Annotated in this window: 13 protein-coding genes and 2 pseudogenes; 4 read left to right on the top strand and 11 right to left on the bottom strand. The window is 71.6% G+C overall.

Annotated features, from left to right (window positions below):
- Positions 1-194: 194 nt before the first annotated feature.
- Positions 195-632 carry an ATP-binding protein gene (locus ACIQWG_RS23845; RefSeq protein ID WP_404099125.1) on the bottom strand — a complete coding sequence of 146 codons (438 nt, stop codon included), beginning with the start codon at positions 630-632 and terminating at the stop codon, positions 195-197.
- 121 nt (positions 633-753) lie between these two features.
- Positions 754-1,095, bottom strand: coding sequence for an anti-sigma factor antagonist BldG (bldG, locus tag ACIQWG_RS23840; protein ID WP_003975386.1), 342 nt, complete (start codon positions 1,093-1,095; stop codon positions 754-756).
- An 82-nt stretch (positions 1,096-1,177) separates the two neighbouring features.
- Between bldG and ACIQWG_RS23835 the strand changes: the two genes are divergently transcribed.
- Positions 1,178-4,009 (top strand): DEAD/DEAH box helicase, encoded by a 2,832-nt coding sequence (locus ACIQWG_RS23835; protein WP_404099122.1) that lies wholly within the window; start codon positions 1,178-1,180, stop codon positions 4,007-4,009.
- On the opposite strand, the pseudogene ACIQWG_RS23830 reads toward ACIQWG_RS23835, so the two are convergent.
- From ACIQWG_RS23830 to ssd, 7 genes and pseudogenes are all read right to left on the bottom strand, one after another.
- A pseudogene (locus ACIQWG_RS23830) lies at positions 3,959-4,424 on the bottom strand (Rv3654c family TadE-like protein); the annotation flags it as partial. The gene ACIQWG_RS23835 and the pseudogene ACIQWG_RS23830 overlap by 51 nt on opposite strands.
- On the bottom strand, positions 4,421-4,822 hold the full coding sequence (locus ACIQWG_RS23825; protein WP_404099119.1) for a TadE family type IV pilus minor pilin: 402 nt from the start codon (positions 4,820-4,822) through the stop codon (positions 4,421-4,423). The gene ACIQWG_RS23825 and the pseudogene ACIQWG_RS23830, both read right to left, overlap by 4 nt.
- Positions 4,809-5,018 (bottom strand): DUF4244 domain-containing protein, encoded by a 210-nt coding sequence (locus tag ACIQWG_RS23820; RefSeq protein WP_404099117.1) that lies wholly within the window; start codon positions 5,016-5,018, stop codon positions 4,809-4,811. Before ACIQWG_RS23820 ends, ACIQWG_RS23825 begins: the two co-directional genes overlap by 14 nt.
- A 174-nt stretch (positions 5,019-5,192) precedes the next feature.
- Entirely contained in the window at positions 5,193-5,984 is a 792-nt protein-coding gene (locus tag ACIQWG_RS23815; RefSeq protein WP_404099114.1) for a type II secretion system F family protein, read from the bottom strand.
- A 40-nt stretch (positions 5,985-6,024) separates the two neighbouring features.
- Entirely contained in the window at positions 6,025-6,876 is an 852-nt protein-coding gene (locus ACIQWG_RS23810; RefSeq protein ID WP_404099428.1) for a type II secretion system F family protein, read from the bottom strand.
- Between the two features lies 1 nt (position 6,877).
- A complete protein-coding gene (locus ACIQWG_RS23805) occupies positions 6,878-8,284 on the bottom strand; it encodes a TadA family conjugal transfer-associated ATPase (RefSeq protein WP_404099425.1) in 1,407 nt (468 codons plus the stop codon).
- Positions 8,285-8,922: 638 nt separating this feature from the next.
- A complete protein-coding gene (ssd, locus tag ACIQWG_RS23800; RefSeq protein ID WP_404099423.1) occupies positions 8,923-10,050 on the bottom strand; it encodes a septum site-determining protein Ssd in 1,128 nt (375 codons plus the stop codon).
- 558 nt (positions 10,051-10,608) lie between these two features.
- Here ssd and ACIQWG_RS23795 point away from each other — a divergent pair.
- Positions 10,609-11,442 carry an HAD family hydrolase gene (locus tag ACIQWG_RS23795; RefSeq protein WP_404099111.1) on the top strand — a complete coding sequence of 278 codons (834 nt, stop codon included), beginning with the start codon at positions 10,609-10,611 and terminating at the stop codon, positions 11,440-11,442.
- A 418-nt stretch (positions 11,443-11,860) separates the two neighbouring features.
- Here the strand turns inward: ACIQWG_RS23795 and ACIQWG_RS23790 are convergent, their stop codons facing one another.
- Positions 11,861-12,685: an oxidoreductase gene (locus tag ACIQWG_RS23790; RefSeq protein ID WP_404099108.1), complete on the bottom strand. Its 825-nt coding sequence runs from the start codon at positions 12,683-12,685 to the stop codon at positions 11,861-11,863.
- A 96-nt stretch (positions 12,686-12,781) separates the two neighbouring features.
- Between ACIQWG_RS23790 and ACIQWG_RS23785 the strand changes: the two are divergent.
- Positions 12,782-13,078: pseudogene (locus ACIQWG_RS23785) on the top strand (ATP-binding protein); the annotation flags it as partial.
- A 3-nt stretch (positions 13,079-13,081) separates the two neighbouring features.
- Here the strand turns inward: ACIQWG_RS23785 and ACIQWG_RS23780 are convergent.
- Entirely contained in the window at positions 13,082-14,356 is a 1,275-nt protein-coding gene (locus tag ACIQWG_RS23780; protein WP_404099422.1) for a hypothetical protein, read from the bottom strand.
- Positions 14,357-14,703: 347 nt separating this feature from the next.
- On the opposite strand from ACIQWG_RS23780, the gene ACIQWG_RS23775 reads away from it, so the two are divergent.
- On the top strand, positions 14,704-17,478 hold the full coding sequence (locus ACIQWG_RS23775; protein ID WP_404099106.1) for a bifunctional SulP family inorganic anion transporter/carbonic anhydrase: 2,775 nt from the start codon (positions 14,704-14,706) through the stop codon (positions 17,476-17,478).
- Positions 17,479-17,676: the final 198 nt, after the last annotated feature.

The raw sequence follows: 17,676 nt of genomic DNA, 5'->3' as shown, positions 1-17,676 counted from the left end.
CACGCCACCGAACTCGAAAGTGCTAATGCCCTAAAACCATTGACGTGGGCAGACGTGAGCATTGAAGCTTGATCAAATTATCGGGAGATTGATCGTGAATTCCTTCACGAATTCACCGAAGCCGCTGCCGCGAACGCGAAAGGGCCCTGCTCAGCAGGGCCCTTTCGCGATGAGGTCGTTCGGCGGAGCGTCGTTCAGGAGAGCACCACGGCCGGCGGTGTGGTCGGCCAGGTCATACGGATCAGCCCACCATGCTCTCCTGCGGAGACCTCCACGTCGTCGACAAGACCGCTGATGACCGCGAGGCCCATCTCGTCCTCTTCGGCCTCGACCTCGCCGTCGTCGCCCGCGGCACCGGGGGCCCGCTCGCCGGGAGCGGAGCGCGGTGCCTCGTCGCCGACCTCGATGGAGAACTGTTTCTCCTCCTCGATCAGCGCCACCTTCACCGGCGCCGTGATGCCGACGCTCTGATGCAGTCCGACGGCCCGGGAGCAGGCCTCGCCCACGGCGAGCCTGACCTCGTCCAGGACGGCCTCGTCCACTCCGGCCCTGCGCGCCACCGCTGCCGCCACCAGTCGGGCGGTCCTGACGTGCTCGGGCAGCGCGCTGAAACGGAGTTCAACGGTGGCCATGCATCCCCCTCGGAACTTCGGGCGTGCCTTCGGGAGGAACGGGCTGCCGAAAGCCCGCTCCCCCTTCACTTTCACCTTCTGCCGCCCCGGGCCCGCCGCACGGCGGACCCGGATCCGGTGCTCAGTCGGTCGCCGCTACCGCTTCCTCGACCGAGGTGTGGATCGGGAACACCTTGGTGAGGCCGGTGATACGGAAGATCTTGAGAATGCGCTCCTGGTTGCAGACCAGGCGCAGAGAGCCCTCATGGGCTCGCACCCGCTTCAAGCCGCCGACCAGCACGCCGAGCCCGGTGGAGTCGAGGAAGTCCACGCCCTCCATGTCGACGACGAGGTGGAAACTCCCGTCGTTCACCAGCTCGACCAGCTGCTCGCGCAACTTGGGCGCGGTATATACGTCGATTTCGCCACCGACCTCGACGACCGTACGATCGCCGACGGTACGGGTCGACAGGGACAGGTCCACGGATCCTCCAGCACCTTGCTATCGAGCGGTCGCCCCTCGGGACACCTCGGCTTGCAACCCCAAGGACGGTTAGCCAGCCGCGATGGCATTCAATCACTTACCGGCAGGCGTGCACGACGCCTTGGTCCCATTGTCCGTCACGCCAGTGACACACTCGGTGCCAATGGCCAAGAATCACCGATCCGATCGATCCCCGACGGGCCCCGTTTCCCAGGTGGACCCGGGCGCGGTGCTGGGCCGACTCGCCTCGGGGCCGAGTCGGGCTTCGCGCATCACTCATACGGAGCATGTGCCCCCGCGTGCGGGTCGGCATGCCGTCTGGCCGGACCGGATCCGCGCAGAGGTCATCGCCGCCGTACAGACGGCCGGAATCGAACATCCCTGGGCCCACCAGGCACGCGCCGCCGAGCACGCGCTGGACGGCGACTCCGTGGTCGTCGCCACGGGCACGGCTTCCGGGAAGTCCCTGGCCTACCTCGTACCGGTCCTGTCGACGCTCCTGGACGGCTCTCAGGCCCCGAACGGCCGTGGCGCCACCGCCCTCTACCTGGCTCCGACCAAGGCACTTGCGGCGGACCAGTGCCGATCGGTGAAGGAACTTTCACATCCGCTGGGCAATTCGGTACGTCCGGCCGTGTACGACGGCGATACTCCGTTCGAGGAACGGGAGTGGGTCCGCCAGTACGCCAACTACGTCCTGACCAACCCCGACATGCTGCACCGGGGCATACTCCCGTCCCACCCCCGCTGGTCCTCCTTCCTCAAGGCGCTGAAGTACGTCGTCATCGACGAGTGCCACACCTACCGCGGTGTCTTCGGCTCGCATGTCGCCCAGGTCCTGCGACGTCTGCGTCGCCTGTGCGCCCGCTACGGCGCCTCTCCCGTCTTCCTGCTGGCCTCCGCGACGGCCGCCGAGCCCGCAGTGGCCGCCCGCCGTCTCACCGGGCTCCCGGTGGTCGAGGTCGCCGACGACGCCTCTCCACGCGGCGAACTGGTCTTCGCCCTGTGGGAGCCCCCGCTCACCGAGATGCAGGGCGAGAAGGGCGCCCCCGTCCGCCGTACCGCCACGGCCGAGACCGCGGACCTCCTCACCGATCTGGCTGTGCAGGGCGTCCGCTCGGTCGCCTTCGTACGCTCCCGGCGCGGCGCCGAGCTGATCTCGGTGATCGCCCAGGAACGCCTCGCCGAGGTCGATCGCTCCCTCGCCCGGCGTGTCGCGGCCTACCGGGGCGGCTACCTCCCCGAGGAGCGCCGCGCCCTGGAACAGGCCCTGCACTCCGGCGAACTCCTCGGCCTGTCCGCCACCACCGCCCTGGAACTCGGCATCGACGTCTCCGGCCTCGACGCCGTACTGATCGCCGGATATCCGGGCACGCGGGCCTCCCTGTGGCAGCAGGCGGGCCGGGCCGGCCGCTCCGGGCAGGGGGCGCTGGCCGTGCTGGTCGCCCGCGACGACCCGCTGGACACCTATCTCGTCCATCATCCCGAGGCCCTGTTCGACCGTCCGGTGGAATCGACGGTCCTCGACCCCGACAATCCGTACGTCCTGGCCCCGCACCTGTGCGCGGCGGCGGCCGAGATCCCGCTCACGGACGACGACCTGGAACTGTTCGGTCCCGAGACCGAGGCGCTGCTGCCGCAACTGGAGGCCGCGAAGCTGCTGCGCCGCCGTACGAAGGCCTGGCACTGGACACGCCGCGAACGGGCCGCCGACCTGACCGACATCCGCGGCGAGGGCGGCCGGCCGGTCCAGGTGGTCGAGGCCGGTACGGGACGCCTGCTCGGCACGGTCGACGCGGGCGCCGCCCACGGCACGGTGCACGAGGGCGCGGTGCATCTGCACCAGGGCCGCACTTACGTGGTGCGCTCCCTCGACCTGGACGACTCGGTCGCCCTGGTCGAGGAGGCCGCCCCGCCGTATTCGACGGTCGCCCGGGACACCACGGCGATCTCCGTCCTGGAGACGGACATCGAGGTCCCCTGGGGCGACGGCCGCCTGTGCTACGGCTCCGTCGAGGTCACCAACCAGGTGGTCTCCTTCCTGCGCCGCCGGCTGATCACCGGCGAGGTACTGGGCGAGACGAAGCTCGACCTCCCTCCTCGTACGCTGCGCACGCGCGCGGTGTGGTGGACGGTCACCGAGGACCAGCTGGACGCGGCCCGGATCAACCCGGAGATCCTCGGCGGCGCCCTGCACGCCGCCGAGCACGCCTCCATCGGCCTGCTCCCCCTCTTCGCGACCTGCGACCGCTGGGACATCGGCGGCGTCTCCATCCCGCTCCACCCCGACACGCTCCTGCCCACGGTCTTCGTCTACGACGGCCACCCCGGCGGCGCCGGCTTCGCGGAACGCGCCTTCCACACGGCCCGTTCCTGGCTCACCGCCACCCGCCAGGCCATCGCCTCCTGCGAGTGCGACGCCGGCTGCCCGTCCTGCATCCAGTCCCCCAAGTGCGGCAACGGAAATGACCCGTTGCACAAGAGGGGGGCGGTGCGGTTGCTCGATGTGCTGCTGAAGGGGGCGCCGCCGGAGGAGGAGTCCGGGAGCGGGGTGGTTCCGGCGGAGGTGGCTGACGGGGACGCAGTTCTGGGCGGGGAGGCTGACCGGGGCGCAGGTCGGGGCGGGGAGGCTGACCGGGGCGCAGGTCGGGGCGGGGAGACTGTTCGGGGCGAGGGGGAGGCTGTTGGCGAGGCCGTGCCGGAGGCCGTGCCGGAGGCCGTGCCGGAGGCCGTCCCGGAGGCGCAGGAGAGCCCGACCTCCGCGGCGCGGGCGGTCACGGGACCGGTCTCGGCCGGTTCGCCCCCGAAGGGCCGAGCAGCGACCCCGTCGGCGGCGCAGGAAGCCTCGCAGCGTCCGCCTGCCCAGGAGTCCCCGAAGGCGTCGTCGGCCCCGCCGGGCCCGCCCGCGCCCTGACCTCCGCCTCGAAGGGTCCCCGGCCCGACGCCGCCGTCACGTCCGAGACCTCGCCCACCATCACGCATCGCACGAGCCGCACTCCCTGCGCCCGCGCGATCCGCTCCGCCCGCGCACAGGCCGCCGTACCGCCCGCCTCCCAGTGGTCGGCCGCCGCCAGCGCCGCGAGATCCGCGCCGCCGGCGGCCCGGTGCCGGGTCACCACGGCATGACCCAAGGCGAGTACGACGCCGAAGACCAGGCACAGCACGGTGATGGCACCCAGGCTCCATACGCTGGCGGAACCGCGATCGGAACCGCAGGCGGGTCGAAGGGCGACGGCGGGCCCACGTTCTTTGCGCCGACGGCCAGTTGCGTCCCGCCACCACCGGCATTCGGCACCTGGACCGCGGCCGGCTGCGCGACCGCCGCTCATGTCCCCGCCCCCAGTGTCGCCTCGGCCGACGCCACGGCTTCCTCCCGTACCTCGAAGGGGAGCCCGCTCAGCACGGGCGGCTTGGCCACGACGACCACGCGGACCTCGTCCCCTTCACGGCCGACCGTGATCGCCGCGCCGCGCGGTGCGGCCTCACGGGCCAGCTCGATGACCGCCTCCGCCGGATCCTGCCGAGCTGCCGCGCGAGCGCCGGTCCTGGCCGCGTCCAGGCACTGGATCTGCGCCGCCATCATGAGGAGCCCCCACACCAGCGCCATCGCGAACATGACCAACACCGGCAGGACCACAGCCGACTCGGCCGTCACGAAGCCCCGGTCCGAGCGCCAGGCCGGTTCGCGGCCCGGCGCACGTGCCTCCTCCCGCTCACATCGGCGCATCGAGCGCTCGTTTCACGATGGCCTGCAACTCCGCGCTGACCTCCCCGCTCGTCACGACCTTGTAGAGCACCACGGCGAACGCCACCGCCGCGACGATCCCCATCGCGTACTCGGACGTGACCATCCCCGCGTCCCTTCGCGCCGCTCGTACCCTCCGCCACTGCCTGCGCATCCGCGCCCGTACCGCGTTGTACATATCGACCCCCGTGAGGTTCCGTTGCGTTGAATCCGTTGCTGAATGTCTGTTTCTGAAGGCCTCGCGACAGCCCGGGGCCAAGGCCCCGGTTGCCTACCGTCCGTCGCCCACTTCCGCACTCCCGTCCGCCGACCTGCGCCGGCACCCGTCGTCCGCACCCGTCGTCCGCCCCCGTCATCCACCACCCCCGCCCAACACCCCACCGGCGAGCCCGATCACCACGGGCGCCACCCCGACCGCGATGAACGCGGGCAGGAAGCACAGCCCCACCGGCACCGTGACCATGACGGCCGCCCGTCTGGCGCGCTCCGTGGCGGTGCGCGTCCACTCGGCCCGGGCCTCCACGGCGAGCCTCGCGACCGGTGCCGCCGCCGGAAGTCCGGTCACACCGGCCCGTTCCAGCAACCGCGCCAGTGCCCCGGCCCCCGGCATCGAGGCCAGCCGCTGCCACGCCTCGCCCGGATCACCGCCGAGCCGCACCTCCGCAGCGCCTCGCGCCAGCCCGTCCCCGACGGGACCGCCCAGCGCCTCGCCCACCGCCTGCGCCGCGATCACAGGACCGGCTCCCGCCGCGATACAGGCCGCCAACAGATCGGCGGCGAGCGGAAGCCGACGGGCCACCTCACCGGCGTCGACCTCTTCCGCACCGGCCCCGACAGCTCTTCGACGGCGCCGCCACGCCCACAGCCCGGCCGCGACGACCAACCCCACCACTGGTCCGGCCGCACCGCCGACCAGCGCCCAAGCGGCGCTCCCGACCGCCAACACGGGCAGTCCTTGCCGGAGGCCCTGCGGGACGTCGAACCGTCTGCCCGCCGGCACCATGCCCGAGCCCGACACCAGCCCTGCCAGCCGCCGCCGGACCTTCCGTTCGTGCCGAACCTCCGTCCACCACCGCAGCAGCCACCCGACGACGAGCGCCACCCCCATCGCCGTCCCCAACCTGTGGACAACCTCCGCACTCACGCCGCGACCTCCCTCTCGCCCGCTCGCCCGACCCGAGTCCTCACACCGCCTCCGCGCCCCGCACGATCCGTGTCGCCCACCACATCCCCACCCCCTCCAGCACCCCGCCGACGACCAGGCAGCCGATGCCCGCCCCGGTGTGCAGCAGCACATGCAGTGGATCGGCCCCCATGGCGGCACCGAGCAACAGTCCGAGGACCGGCAACCCGGCGAGCATCGCCACCGTGGACCGGGCGCCCGCCAACTGAGCACGCAGGTCAGCGCGTTGGTCCCGCTCAGCCCGCAGCGCCCCTTCCAGCCGGTCAAGGCCGGCCGCCAACCCGGCGCCCTGATCCACGGCCACCCGCCAGCACGCCGCCAGGCCCGACAGACCCTCCGCGCCCGGCTGCCGTGCCGCCGAGGTGAGCGCGCCCGGCACATCCCCGCCGAACCTCGCCGCCGCCAGCACCGCGGACTGCGCCTCACCGAGCCCGCCGGAGTCCCGTGCCGCCCGCAGCAACGCCTCACCCGGCTGCCGCCCGGCCCGCACCTCCCCGGCGAGCCCCGCGCACAGCCCGATCACCGCGTCCCCGTGCCGCTCACGGGCCCGCCGTGCCTCTCGGGCCAGCCGTACCCGCCGCAGCAACGGCACGCCGGCCGCCCCCGCGACGACAGGCAGCACCGAAGACCCCAGCACGGCCAGCACCAGCCCGACGACGGGCGCCCACCACTCGGCCCGCATCCGCCCCCGTAACCGCCGCAACTCCCCTGCCCACCGCCGCCAGTCCGGCGGCCCAGCACCCACTGCCCCACCTCCAGCGAGCAGCAGCTGCGCCCGCCGGGCCCCGGAGTTCTGCCCGCCCAGCAGCCACGCCGCCACACCGAGGCACAGCACGGCGGCGCCCGCCGACATCTCACCCACTCAAATCACCGAACCCGTCACATTCGCGGAAGCCTTCTCGTTCCCGGAGCCCGTCACGACCAGCGGATTCCTCACGACCCAGTCCGCTACGACCAGCGGATCCCTCACGACCGGCCAGCCCGTCACGACCAGCGGATCCCCCACGACCGCCCAGCCCGTCACGACGACCGGATCCCTCACGACCGCCCAACCCGTCACGACCACCGAGTCCCTCCACAGCACTTGCGGCCCCGTGACCACCACGCCATTCATCGCCCGCACCCCGAAGCAACTCCCGCAGCCGCCCCCACCCCCGCTCGCGCACAAACGCCTCCGCGCCCCACCGCAGCGCCGGCACCGTCCGCACCAACCCCGACGGATCCCGCTCCAGCACATGCACCTCGGCGATCCGCCGACGCCCGCTCCGATCGCGGGCGAGATGGAGTACGACCGACAACGCGGCCGCCAACTGGCTGTGCAGCGCCGCCCGGTCGAGCCCTGCCGCCGTGCCGAGTGCCTCCAGACGAGCCGGAACATCGCCCGCGGCGTTCGCGTGGACGGTCCCGCACCCGCCCTCGTGGCCGGTGTTCAACGCGGCCAGCAGATGCACCACTTCAGGTCCGCGCACCTCGCCCACGACGAGCCGGTCCGGCCGCATCCGCAGCGCCTGCCGTACCAGGTCCTCGAGGCTGACCAGGCCGGCGCCCTCCTGGTTGGCGGGCCTGCTCTCCAGCCGTACGACGTGCGGATGGTCCGGCCTGAGCTCCGCGGAGTCCTCGGCGAGCACGATCCGCTCGCCCGGCCCTGCCAGGCCGAGCAACGCACTCAGCAGCGTGGTCTTGCCGCTGCCGGTGCCGCCACTGATGAGGAAGGACAGCCGCGCGTCGACCAGGGCCCGCAGCACGCGATCCCCGCCCGGCGGTACCGTGCCCGCCGCGACCAGTTCGTCGAGCGTGAACGCCCTCGGCCGTACCACTCGCAGCGACAGGCACGCGCAGCCGACGGCGACCGGTGGCAGCACCGCGTGCAGCCGGGTTCCGTCGGGCAGCCGGGCGTCCACCCAGGGCCGTGCGTCATCCAGTCGTCGTCCGGCCACCGCCGCGAGGCGCTGTGCGAGGCGTCGTACGGCCGCGGCGTCCGGGAAGGACACGGACGTCAGCTCCAGGCCGCCGCCCCGGTCCACCCAGACGCGGTCCGGGGCGGACACCAGCACGTCGGTCACCGACGGATCGGCGAGCAGCGGCTCCAGCGGGCCGCTGCCGACCAGTTCGGAGCGCAACTGCTCGGCCGCTCCGAGGACTTCGGCGTCTCCGAGCACCCTGCCCTGCTCCCGCAGCGCCTGAGCCACGCGCGCGGGTGTCGGCTCACCGCCGCTCTCGGCCAGCCACTGCCGCACTCCGTCGAGCAGTTCCGACGGCATGCTCGCTCCGGCCGCCGTCCCGCCCGACGCCCACCGCACACCCGGCGGACCGGTCCGCGCTGCCGACTCCCGCCGCAGGTTGGCCGACTCCCGCCGCTCCTCATCCAGCTCCCGGCGAGCCACGGCCGTACTCCCCGCGGCCTGCGACAGTCCGGAGACGGGGCCACCCGAGCCTCCGGACGCCGGTCGCGGCCCGCCCGCGATCGCCCCGCCGCCGGACACCCATCGCGGCCCGGACGTACGTACGCCGTCACACGAAGCCCACCGCAACGCACCCGTCCGCACACCGCCGTCCGGCGCACCGTCAGGGGGCGCATCCGCACGCGCGCTGCCTGCCAAGGTCCCGTGGGCCGCACAAGAACCCGCTGCCGGCCCACCATCCGACGCCCACCGAGGCGTCCCCCTGCGCACCGCACCCCGCCGCACTCCGCCGACCGGCGTCCCAACAGCCGTCGCCCCACCGGGCACGGCCCCGTTCAACCTCCCCCGCTCAGCCACCCCCCGCACCGAGCCGCCGTCGTCATCCCGCACCCGCACTGAACCGCCGTCGCCATCCCGCACCCGCACCGAACCGCCCTCGCCATCCCGCACCGAACCACCCTCGCCATCCCGCACCCGATCAAGCCCGGACCCCGTACTCATCCCGCCCTCGCCTCCAGCAACGCCCGCTCCCAGAACTCCCGGCAGAACCGGGCCAACGGCCCCCGCCCCGCCATGCCCGGTGGTTCCTTGCTGTCGTGCGGCCGCAGCAGTGCCGACTCGACCGGCACCTCGCCCACCAGCGGCAGTTCCAGCAGCCGGGCCACCTCTCGGTCGTCGAGCCCGGGGGCGTACGGACCGCGCACGGCCACCCGTAGGTCGCGCAGGACCAGCCGGACCGCCGAGGCCACCTGGCGGGCCGCGGCGACGGCACGCAGTTCGGCGGGGACGACGACGATCCCGACGTCGAGTTGGGCGAGGGCTTCCGCGACCCCGTCGTCGATGCGGCGGGGCAGGTCGACGACGACCGCGCCGCCGCGGCGCCGGGCCGCGGCGAGCACCGCGCGCATCGCCTGCGGCGGAACCGAGACACATTCGCCGCGATCCCAGCTGAGGACCCGCAGGGAGTGCAGCTTCGGCAGCGACTCCTCCAGCGCGCCGCTGCCCAGACGCCCCCGCGAGCCGGCGAACGAGGGCCAGCGCAGCCCTTCGGCCGCCTCGCCGCCGAGCACGACGTCGAGGCCGCCGCCCAGCGGATCGGCGTCGACGAGCAGCGTGCGCAGCCCTTCCCGCGCGGCGGTGACGGCGAGAGCACACGCAAGCGTGGAGGCTCCGGCACCACCACGGCCCCCGATGACGCCAACGGTGAGGGCGGGCCGGCCGACGCCCTCGGCCACGTCGGCGATGCGGTCGACCAGCCATTGCTCGCCGTCGGGCAGCATCAGGACGTGGTCTGCGCCGATCTCGACGGCGCGGCGCCAGACCCCGGCGTCGTCCTGGTCCCGTCCGACGAGCACCACTCCACGCCGGCGTCCGGCCCCGCGCACCCGGCGGGAGGCGTCGTCGCCGACCAGGACGAGTGGCGCGGCCTCCCAACTGCCTCTGGGTTCGGGCACCCCGTGGTGGACCTCCGGTGTGGCGCCCGCCGCGGCGCACAGGCGCAGCAGGTCGTCGAGCAGTTCGGCGTCCTCCGTGACGATCAACGGCTTGCCCGGCCGCCCGGAGGCGGCGTGCGGCGGATCGTGTGTGACGGCTGCGGTCACGGTTTTTGTCCCCCTTCGCTGCATCACTCGCGCGGCCCCGCGGCCCCGCGATTCCCATACGTGTGAAGAACCGGCAACCGGCCTCCATATGAACGGCCGATACGAACCGGCCAAACGCGCCCGACTAACCAGAACCGGCCATGAAGTCGGTCCGAGCGGGACGCGTTGGAATCACGGTGCAGCGATCCCGGAAATCGTGTGGATCTTGGTCGATAACTGTGGACAACTCGGCGGTTGTGAATATCGCCGTCACCCAAACCGGTGACCCCTGCACCGACCCCTGTGCGACTTCCGCAGAGCAGCACGACGACTACACACGGTCACGGATCACGGGCATGCCGAACAGGCCGCCGCAGCGGCCTCGCACCGGCCCGACGGCCGTAGTCAGAAGGGGAAAACGCACCCGGACATGCGACGACCCCCGCCGGGGGGGAGAGCGGGGGTCGTCTCCACGGCCGACTCGGGGGGGGAGGAGTCGGACCGGGTTAGCACGGTCGCGAACGATCCGTGACTTCCATGGTGTACCCGAGAGCCCTCTCAGGCAAACCCACGCGCCCACCTTACGCCGAATGGGCTGCGCCTATGCTCAGGGTCGTGGAAAACCACTCCTTGCCCCGCACAGCGGCCTTCTTTGACCTGGACAAGACGGTCATTGCGAAGTCGAGCACGCTCACCTTCAGCAAGTCGTTCTACCAAGGTGGCCTGATCAACCGCAGAGCCGCCCTGCGTACCGCATATGCCCAGTTCGTCTTCCGCTTGGGCGGTATGGACCATGACCAGATGGAGCGGACGCGGAAGTACCTCTCCGCGCTCGTCCGCGGCTGGAACGTCCAGCAGGTCAAGGAGATCGTCGCCGAGACGCTGCACGACCTGATCGACCCGATCATCTACGACGAGGCCGCCTCCCTGATCGAGGAGCACCACACCGAGGGCCGTGACGTGGTGATCGTGTCCACGTCGGGCGCCGAGGTGGTCGAACCGATCGGCGAGCTGCTCGGCGCCGACCGCGTGGTGGCCACGCGCATGGTCGTGGGCGACGACGGCTGCTTCACCGGAGAGGTGGAGTACTACGCCTACGGCCCCACGAAGGCGGAGGCGATCAGGGAACTGGCCGAGTCGGAGGGCTACGACCTCGATCGCTGCTACGCCTACAGCGACTCGGCGACCGATCTGCCGATGCTGGAGACGGTCGGACAGCCGCACGCGGTGAACCCGGATCGCGCTCTGCGCCGTGAGGCCATCGCGCGCGGGTGGCCGATTCTCGACTTCCATCGCCCGGTCCGGCTCAAGCAGCGCATTCCCTCCTTCTCGGTACCGCCGCGCCCCGCCCTGGTCGCGGCGGCCGCCATAGGAGCCGCGGCGGCCACGGCCGGCCTGGTCTGGTACGCGAACCGACGCCGTACGGCGCCCGTCTGACCTGCGCTCCGGCTTTCCGTAGGCCACGCTCGACAAATCGATGCCCGTTTGAAGTGATTTGAGGGCAAAAGTAAAGAACTGAGGCCAGGGCTTCCGCTTGGTTGTGACCTGGAGTACAAAGGACTCAACGGCCCGCGAGACCAAGGACATCCGAGAGGATCACCTTCAATACGCATTCGGCCCCACGGACCGAGCATGAACACCGGGCACCCACGCGACGTCGACCCGTCGATTACGGGCCAGCCGCACCAGGTGACGGGCAAAGTTCCCGACCTGATGGGCAACATATCGAGGACGCTTGGTAACCCGGTGAACATGCCAGCGGCGGTACGAATTCTCGTACCGCCGCAACCCTTGTGAGCGCCTTCGCGCACGTACCGCGCACCTCGCGCCCGCCCCGCCGCTCAGGCGCCCCGCGCTAAGCCGCCCCGCGCTGCAACGCCTCGCACACCGCCGTCGACTCGCGCGCCCCGAGCTCGATCGCCCTTCCGCAGTGGGCGATCCACGCGGCCACCCCTTGGGGGGTGCCGGAGACATAGCCCTCGAGTGCCGCCACATAGGCCGCGCGACCGAGTTCGGCGTGGCCCACCTCGGCCGGGCAGACGGACTTCGGGTCGAGGCCGCTGCCCACCAGGACGATGCGCTCGGCTGTGCGGGCGACCAAGCCGTTGTGGGACGCGAAGGGGCGCAGCGCGAGAAGCTCGCCGTGCACCACGGCGGCCGTCACCAGGGCCGGAGCCGAACCGCCGGCGATGATCAGCTCGGACAGCCCCTCCAGCCGGCCGTGCACCTCCGCGGCACTCGGCAGCGGCAGCTCGACCAGCGGTTCGTCGACCGGCTCGCCCTCCTGGCGCGGGCGCCCGACCTCGTCGTCCTTGCTCGCCGCGGCCACCAGGTGCAGCCGGGCCAGGACGCGCAGCGGCGACTGACGCCAGATGGACAGCAGTTGGCCTGCCTCGGCCGTCAACCGCAGTGCCGCACCGATGGTGCGGGCCTCGTCGTCACCACTGAAGTCGGTACGCCGGCGCACCTCTTCGAGCGCCCAGTCCGCGCCGGACAGCGCGGCGGAACCGCGGGCGCCACGCAGGGCCGCCTCGGCGGTGATCTCGTTGCTGCGGCGCCGCATGATCCGATGCCCGTAGACCCGGTCCACCGCCTTGCGCACGGACTCCACGGACTCGGGCACCCCGGGCAGCGAACCGAGGGCCGCGAGCGGATCGGCGGTCGCACCTGTCGTACTCATGAGTACGACATTACGCACCCCGGCCCCGCACCCCACGATCGAGTGGCCTTCTTCACGCACCCCTGCCACATACAGCTATCGCACGATTACCGTTCGTCGGACTGGGTGCGCTCCATGGAGAAGGGCCGTCCGCCCCGGTTCGAGCTCCTGGAGGACGGCAACCACCTCGCCCTGCGCCGGCTGCGCACGGCCGCGGACGCGACGTACGAACCGCGGGACTGGGAGCGCTACACCCGCCAGATGGCGCACTCCCACCTGAAGAACGCCCGCACCTGGGCGAACGAGCGCACCGGGGCCGACCTTGTGGCCAAGATCGACCCCGGGTTGGTGCTCGGCGAGAGCATGGCCACCGCCCCGCTTGCTGGGCACTCCCCCGTGGCGAGTCCCCTCTGACCGCTACGGCTTGACCGCCGGCGCCCCGGGCACCCCCTTCGGAGCCGGGGCCGGACGCCCGGACAGGAAGGTCGCCCAGCCCTCCTTCGGGGCCTCGCCGACGTCCAGCGTGCGCAGCTTCTTCAAGGTCGCCGGGTCCTGGGCGTCCAGCCAGTCGGCGAGCTGCCGGAACGACACGCAGCGCACATCGGGTTTGTTGCAGACCGCCTCGACGACCTCCTCGACGGCGCGCATATAGGTGCCGCCGTTCCAGGACTCGAAGTGGTTGCCGATGATCAGGGGCGCGCGATTGCCTTCGTAGGCCCGGCGGAAGCCCATGAGCAGGCCGTCCCGCATCTGGTCACCCCAGAACTTGTGCTTGTCGGGGTCACCCTGGGTGTCGGTGCCGGACTGGTTGACCATGAAGTTGTAGTCCATGGTGAGCTGCTCGTAGGAGTGCCCGGGGAACGGCACCAACTGCATCGACAGGTCCCACAGGCCCTCCTGCTTCCTGGGCCAGAGCTGGTTGTTGACTCCGCTGGAGTCATAGCGGAAGCCCAGCTCACGGGCTGCCTTGACGAAGTTCTTCCGGCCCTCCAGACACGGTGTCCGGGCGCCGATGAGCTCCTTGTCGTAGTCGAAGGGCAGGGGGGCCGCCTTCGCCATGCCGGTGGTGGTCTTCCAGGACTTGACGAATCGTTTCGCCTGGACGATCTCGTCCTTCCACTCCTCCACCGACCATTCGCCGACCCCACCGCCGCTGCCGCAGAAGTGGCCGTTGAAGTGGGTGCCGATCTCGTTGCCCTCCAACCACGCGTGGCGCAACTGCTTCACGGTGTCGGCGATGCCCTCCTCGTCGTTGAAGCCGATGTCGGAGCGGCCCGGAGAGTGCTGCGGCGGGCGATACAGGTCGCGCTTGTGGTCCGGCAGCATGTAGACCCCGCTGAGGAAGTACGTCATCGTCGCGTTGTTCGCCTTGGCCACCGCGCGGAAATGGGAGAACAGCTTCTGGCTGTCCTCGCCTGCGCCGTCCCAGGAGAACACCACGAACTGCGGGGGCTTCTGACCGGGCTTCAGCCGCTCCGGCCTCGGCAGACGCGGCTGCGCGCCGGTGTAGGCGGTGGACCCGTCGCCGATCAGGCGGACCACGTTCCCGGGCGCGGGCGCGGCGGGCTTCGCCTTGTGCGGTCCGGGCGCCGCATGCCGGGTCGTGTCGTGGCCGCTCGCGCATCCGGCGAGCGATGCGGCGCAGACCGCGGCGACAGCGGTGCCCGCGGCGATCCTGTGCGTCGCGGCGATGGGGCGGGGGGCGGCGAACCTGCGGGTGGCAGCCATGTTCGGTCCACCTTCTTCCTTCTCTCGGGTGCCGACAGCGCCGCAAAGGTCGCACGGGACAGAGAAGGAATTAATACGACAAGCCGACTAATAAACCACTTCACTCTTCAGGGGTATTTATTAGTCCATTTGCTCGGAAAAACTATTCCCTCCCTTTACTCTGGATTACGATCCGTTTACCGACAGTTGCATTCCGACAGTTGCATCCCGCCACTGCACGCCGTGACCACACGGCCGCGACCCGACCCCTCGCCCATGAGCGAGGGGACCACCAGTTCCGCGACCGCGCTGCCCCGGAGGAGACGGGAAACATGTCAGCCTGCGTTCCGACCCGCGCCGATGAACCACATCGAGAAAAGCGCATCCACGAACCCCACAGCCCACCGCCGACCCGACCCCGCCTCCCGCGCGTTGCGGGAGCCGACGTGTCGGCCTCGATCGCGGTCTTCCTGATCGCCCTCCCCTTGTCCCTGGGCATCGCCCTCGCCACCGGCGCCCCCCTCCAGGCCGGCCTCGTCGCCGCCGCCGTCGGAGGAATCGTCGCCGGACGGCTCGGCGGTGCTCCGCTCCAGGTCAGCGGCCCCGCCGCCGGACTCACCGTCGTCACCGCCGAGCTCATCCAGCGATACGGATGGCGTACGACCTGCGCCATCACCGTCCTCGCGGGCCTCGCCCAACTCGGCCTCGGCCTCCTGCGCGTGGCACGCACCGCGCTCGCCGTCAGCCCCGCCATCGTGCACGGCATGCTCGCCGGCATCGGTGTCACCATCGCCGTGGCCCAGCTCCACATCGTCCTCGGCGGCATCCCGCACAGCTCGGTCCTCGACAATCTGCGCCAGTTGCCCGCCCAGCTGGCCGGTGTGCGTCCGGCCGCCCTGGCGGTCAGCGTGCTGACCCTCGCCCTGCTGGTGGTCTGGCCCCGGCTCCCGGGCCGGGTCGGCCGGATGCTGCGCAAGGTGCCGACCCCGCTGGTCGCCGTCGCGGTCGCCACGACGACCGCCTCCCTCGCCGGGCTCAGTCTGCCCAAGGTCGACCTGCCGTCCTGGAGCAGCCACGCGCTGGCCGCCCTTCCCGACGGCCCGGTCCTCGGCCTGGTCGCCGCCGTGCTCACCATCACGCTGGTGTGCAGCGTGCAGTCGCTGCTGGGCGCGGTCGCCGTGGACAAGCTGGTCGCCGGCCGACCGGCGCAGTCCGCCCGCGTCGGACGCGCCGACCTGGACCGTGAGCTGCTCGGCCAGGGCGCCGCCAACGTCGTCTCCGGCGCCCTCGGCGGGCTGCCCATCGCGGGCGTCGCCGTGCGCAGTTCGGCGAATGTGCAAGCCGGTGCCGTCAGCCGGAACTCCACGATGTTGCACGGCGTTCTCGTAGTGATCGCCGCGCTGCTGATGGTCCCGCTCCTGGAGCTCATCCCGCTCGCCTCGCTCGCCGCCCTGGTGATGGCCGTCGGCATCCAGATGGTGTCCCTGCACCACATCCGCACGGTGACCCGCCACCGAGAAGTGCTGGTCTACGCCGTCACCACCCTCGGCGTGGTCTTCCTCGGCGTCCTCGAAGGCGTGGCGCTGGGAATCGCCATGGCCGTCGGAGTCGCCCTGCACCGCCTCACCCGCACCCGTATCACCCACGACACGCAGGAAGGAGTCCATCACGTCCATGTGCGAGGCCAGTTGACGTTCCTCGCGGTGCCTCGGCTCAGCCGGGCCCTGCATCTCGTACCCCAAGGCGCCCACGCCGTCGTGGAGTTGGACGGGTCGTTCATGGACCACGCGGCGTACGAGTCACTCCAGGACTGGCAGAACACACACACCGCGCACGGCGGCACCGTCGAACTGGTCGGCCGCAGGGCCGGGGTCCGGATCGGTGAGCCGACGGGACCCGCCGGTCTCCTGGCCGACATCGGGATGGCAGCGGAGGAGTCGGCCGACTGCCGTTGCCACCCGTGGACGCCCTGGCGCAACCACCAGTGCGAGATCCCGGAGACCGTTCCGCACCGCGAGGGACAGCCCGGGGAAGCTCAGCCGCCGCGAACGGACGACACCGACCGGTCCGGCACGGCCAGGCCGCCCCACACCGGCGCTGGCACCGGCACCGGCACCGGCACCGGCACCGATGACGAGACCGGCGACCTCGACGCCGTCGGCCAGGCCGAGGCGATCGACAGCACCAGGGGTGACGGCAGGCCCGGAGGGGACGACGGGACCAGGGGCAACAGGCCCGGAGAAGCCGACAGCACCACTGAGCCCGGCCACCGCGCCGAGCCGGGCCACACCCCCGAGCCCGTCCGCCCAGATGAAGTCGCAGCCGACGCAGACGAGAGAGGTACGGAAAGGAACGCTGACGCAGGCCGAGCCACAGACGTAGCTACCGGCACAGCCACAGACGTAGGCACCGGCGGAGCCACCGACGGCAACCGGCCGGGCGCGCGTCAACTGGCCCGTGGCATCAGCGCGTTCCAGCGCAACTCCGCGCCTCTGGTGCGGGGAGAGCTGGCGCGGCTGGCGCGTGAGGGGCAGCAGCCCTCGCAGCTGTTCCTCACCTGCGCGGACTCACGGCTGGTCACGTCGATGATCACCTCCAGTGGTCCCGGTGACCTGTTCGTGGTGCGCAACGTGGGCAACCTCGTTCCGCTACCGGGTCAGGAGAGCGGGGACGACTCCGTGGCGGCCGCGATCGAGTACGCGGTGGACGTGCTCCAGGTGCGGTCCATCACGGTGTGCGGGCACTCCGGGTGCGGGGCCATGCAGGCGCTGCTCACCTCCGATGCCGATGGCCCGCAGACCCCGCTGAGGCGCTGGCTGCGGCACGGTCGGCCGAGCCTGGAGCGGATCTACGACGAGAGCCGGCCGTGGGCCAGACTCGCCGGGCGCGCACCGGCCGACGTGGTCGAGCAGCTCTGTCTGACGAACGTGGTCCAGCAGTTGGAGCATCTGCGTGCCCATGAGTCCGTGGCCAGAGCCCTGCGGGCAGGGGCCCTGGAGCTGCACGGCATGTACTTCCACGTGGGTGAGGCGCAGGCATATCTGCTGGCCGAGGGGCGCGGGGACGAGGTGTTCGACCACGTAGGGGTGGCGGACCTGTCGGCCTGACGGGGGAGGGAAGGAGTGCGCGGCCCCGTGCCGATCGGGGCCGCGCTCCACGTCTGACCTGCTCGACCGTGCAGGCCCCGTTCAAGCCCAGCCGCACCTCTCTCCCCCCGCAGGGCCGCGCACCCCCTGTGTCCGGTCGGAGTGTGAAAGGGATAACAGACCTGAACCGCGTCCCCCCGGCGTCCGTGGGAACGGATG

This window comes from Streptomyces sp. NPDC098781 (assembly GCF_044759995.1).
In the GTDB taxonomy this organism is placed as follows: Bacteria; Actinomycetota; Actinomycetes; order Streptomycetales; family Streptomycetaceae; genus Streptomyces.
Note: the sequence above shows the minus strand (reverse complement) of the source record. Positions and strands in the feature narration are given on the sequence as shown.

Bases quoted from the DNA above. Each gene is read 5' to 3' on its own strand.
- ssd (WP_404099423.1), bottom strand. From the start codon at position 10,050: ATGCAGCGAAGGGGGACAAAAACCGTGACCGCAGCCGTCACACACGAT.
- ACIQWG_RS23845 (WP_404099125.1), bottom strand. From the start codon at position 632: ATGGCCACCGTTGAACTCCGTTTCAGCGCGCTGCCCGAGCACGTCAGG.
- ACIQWG_RS23820 (WP_404099117.1), bottom strand. From the start codon at position 5,018: ATGTACAACGCGGTACGGGCGCGGATGCGCAGGCAGTGGCGGAGGGTA.
- ACIQWG_RS23805 (WP_404099425.1), bottom strand. From the start codon at position 8,284: ATGCCGTCGGAACTGCTCGACGGAGTGCGGCAGTGGCTGGCCGAGAGC.
- ACIQWG_RS23775 (WP_404099106.1), top strand. From the start codon at position 14,704: ATGTCAGCCTGCGTTCCGACCCGCGCCGATGAACCACATCGAGAAAAG.
- ACIQWG_RS23795 (WP_404099111.1), top strand. From the start codon at position 10,609: ATGCTCAGGGTCGTGGAAAACCACTCCTTGCCCCGCACAGCGGCCTTC.
- ACIQWG_RS23825 (WP_404099119.1), bottom strand. From the start codon at position 4,822: ATGCGCCGATGTGAGCGGGAGGAGGCACGTGCGCCGGGCCGCGAACCG.
- ACIQWG_RS23790 (WP_404099108.1), bottom strand. From the start codon at position 12,685: ATGAGTACGACAGGTGCGACCGCCGATCCGCTCGCGGCCCTCGGTTCG.
- ACIQWG_RS23835 (WP_404099122.1), top strand. From the start codon at position 1,178: ATGGCATTCAATCACTTACCGGCAGGCGTGCACGACGCCTTGGTCCCA.
- ACIQWG_RS23810 (WP_404099428.1), bottom strand. From the start codon at position 6,876: ATGTCGGCGGGCGCCGCCGTGCTGTGCCTCGGTGTGGCGGCGTGGCTG.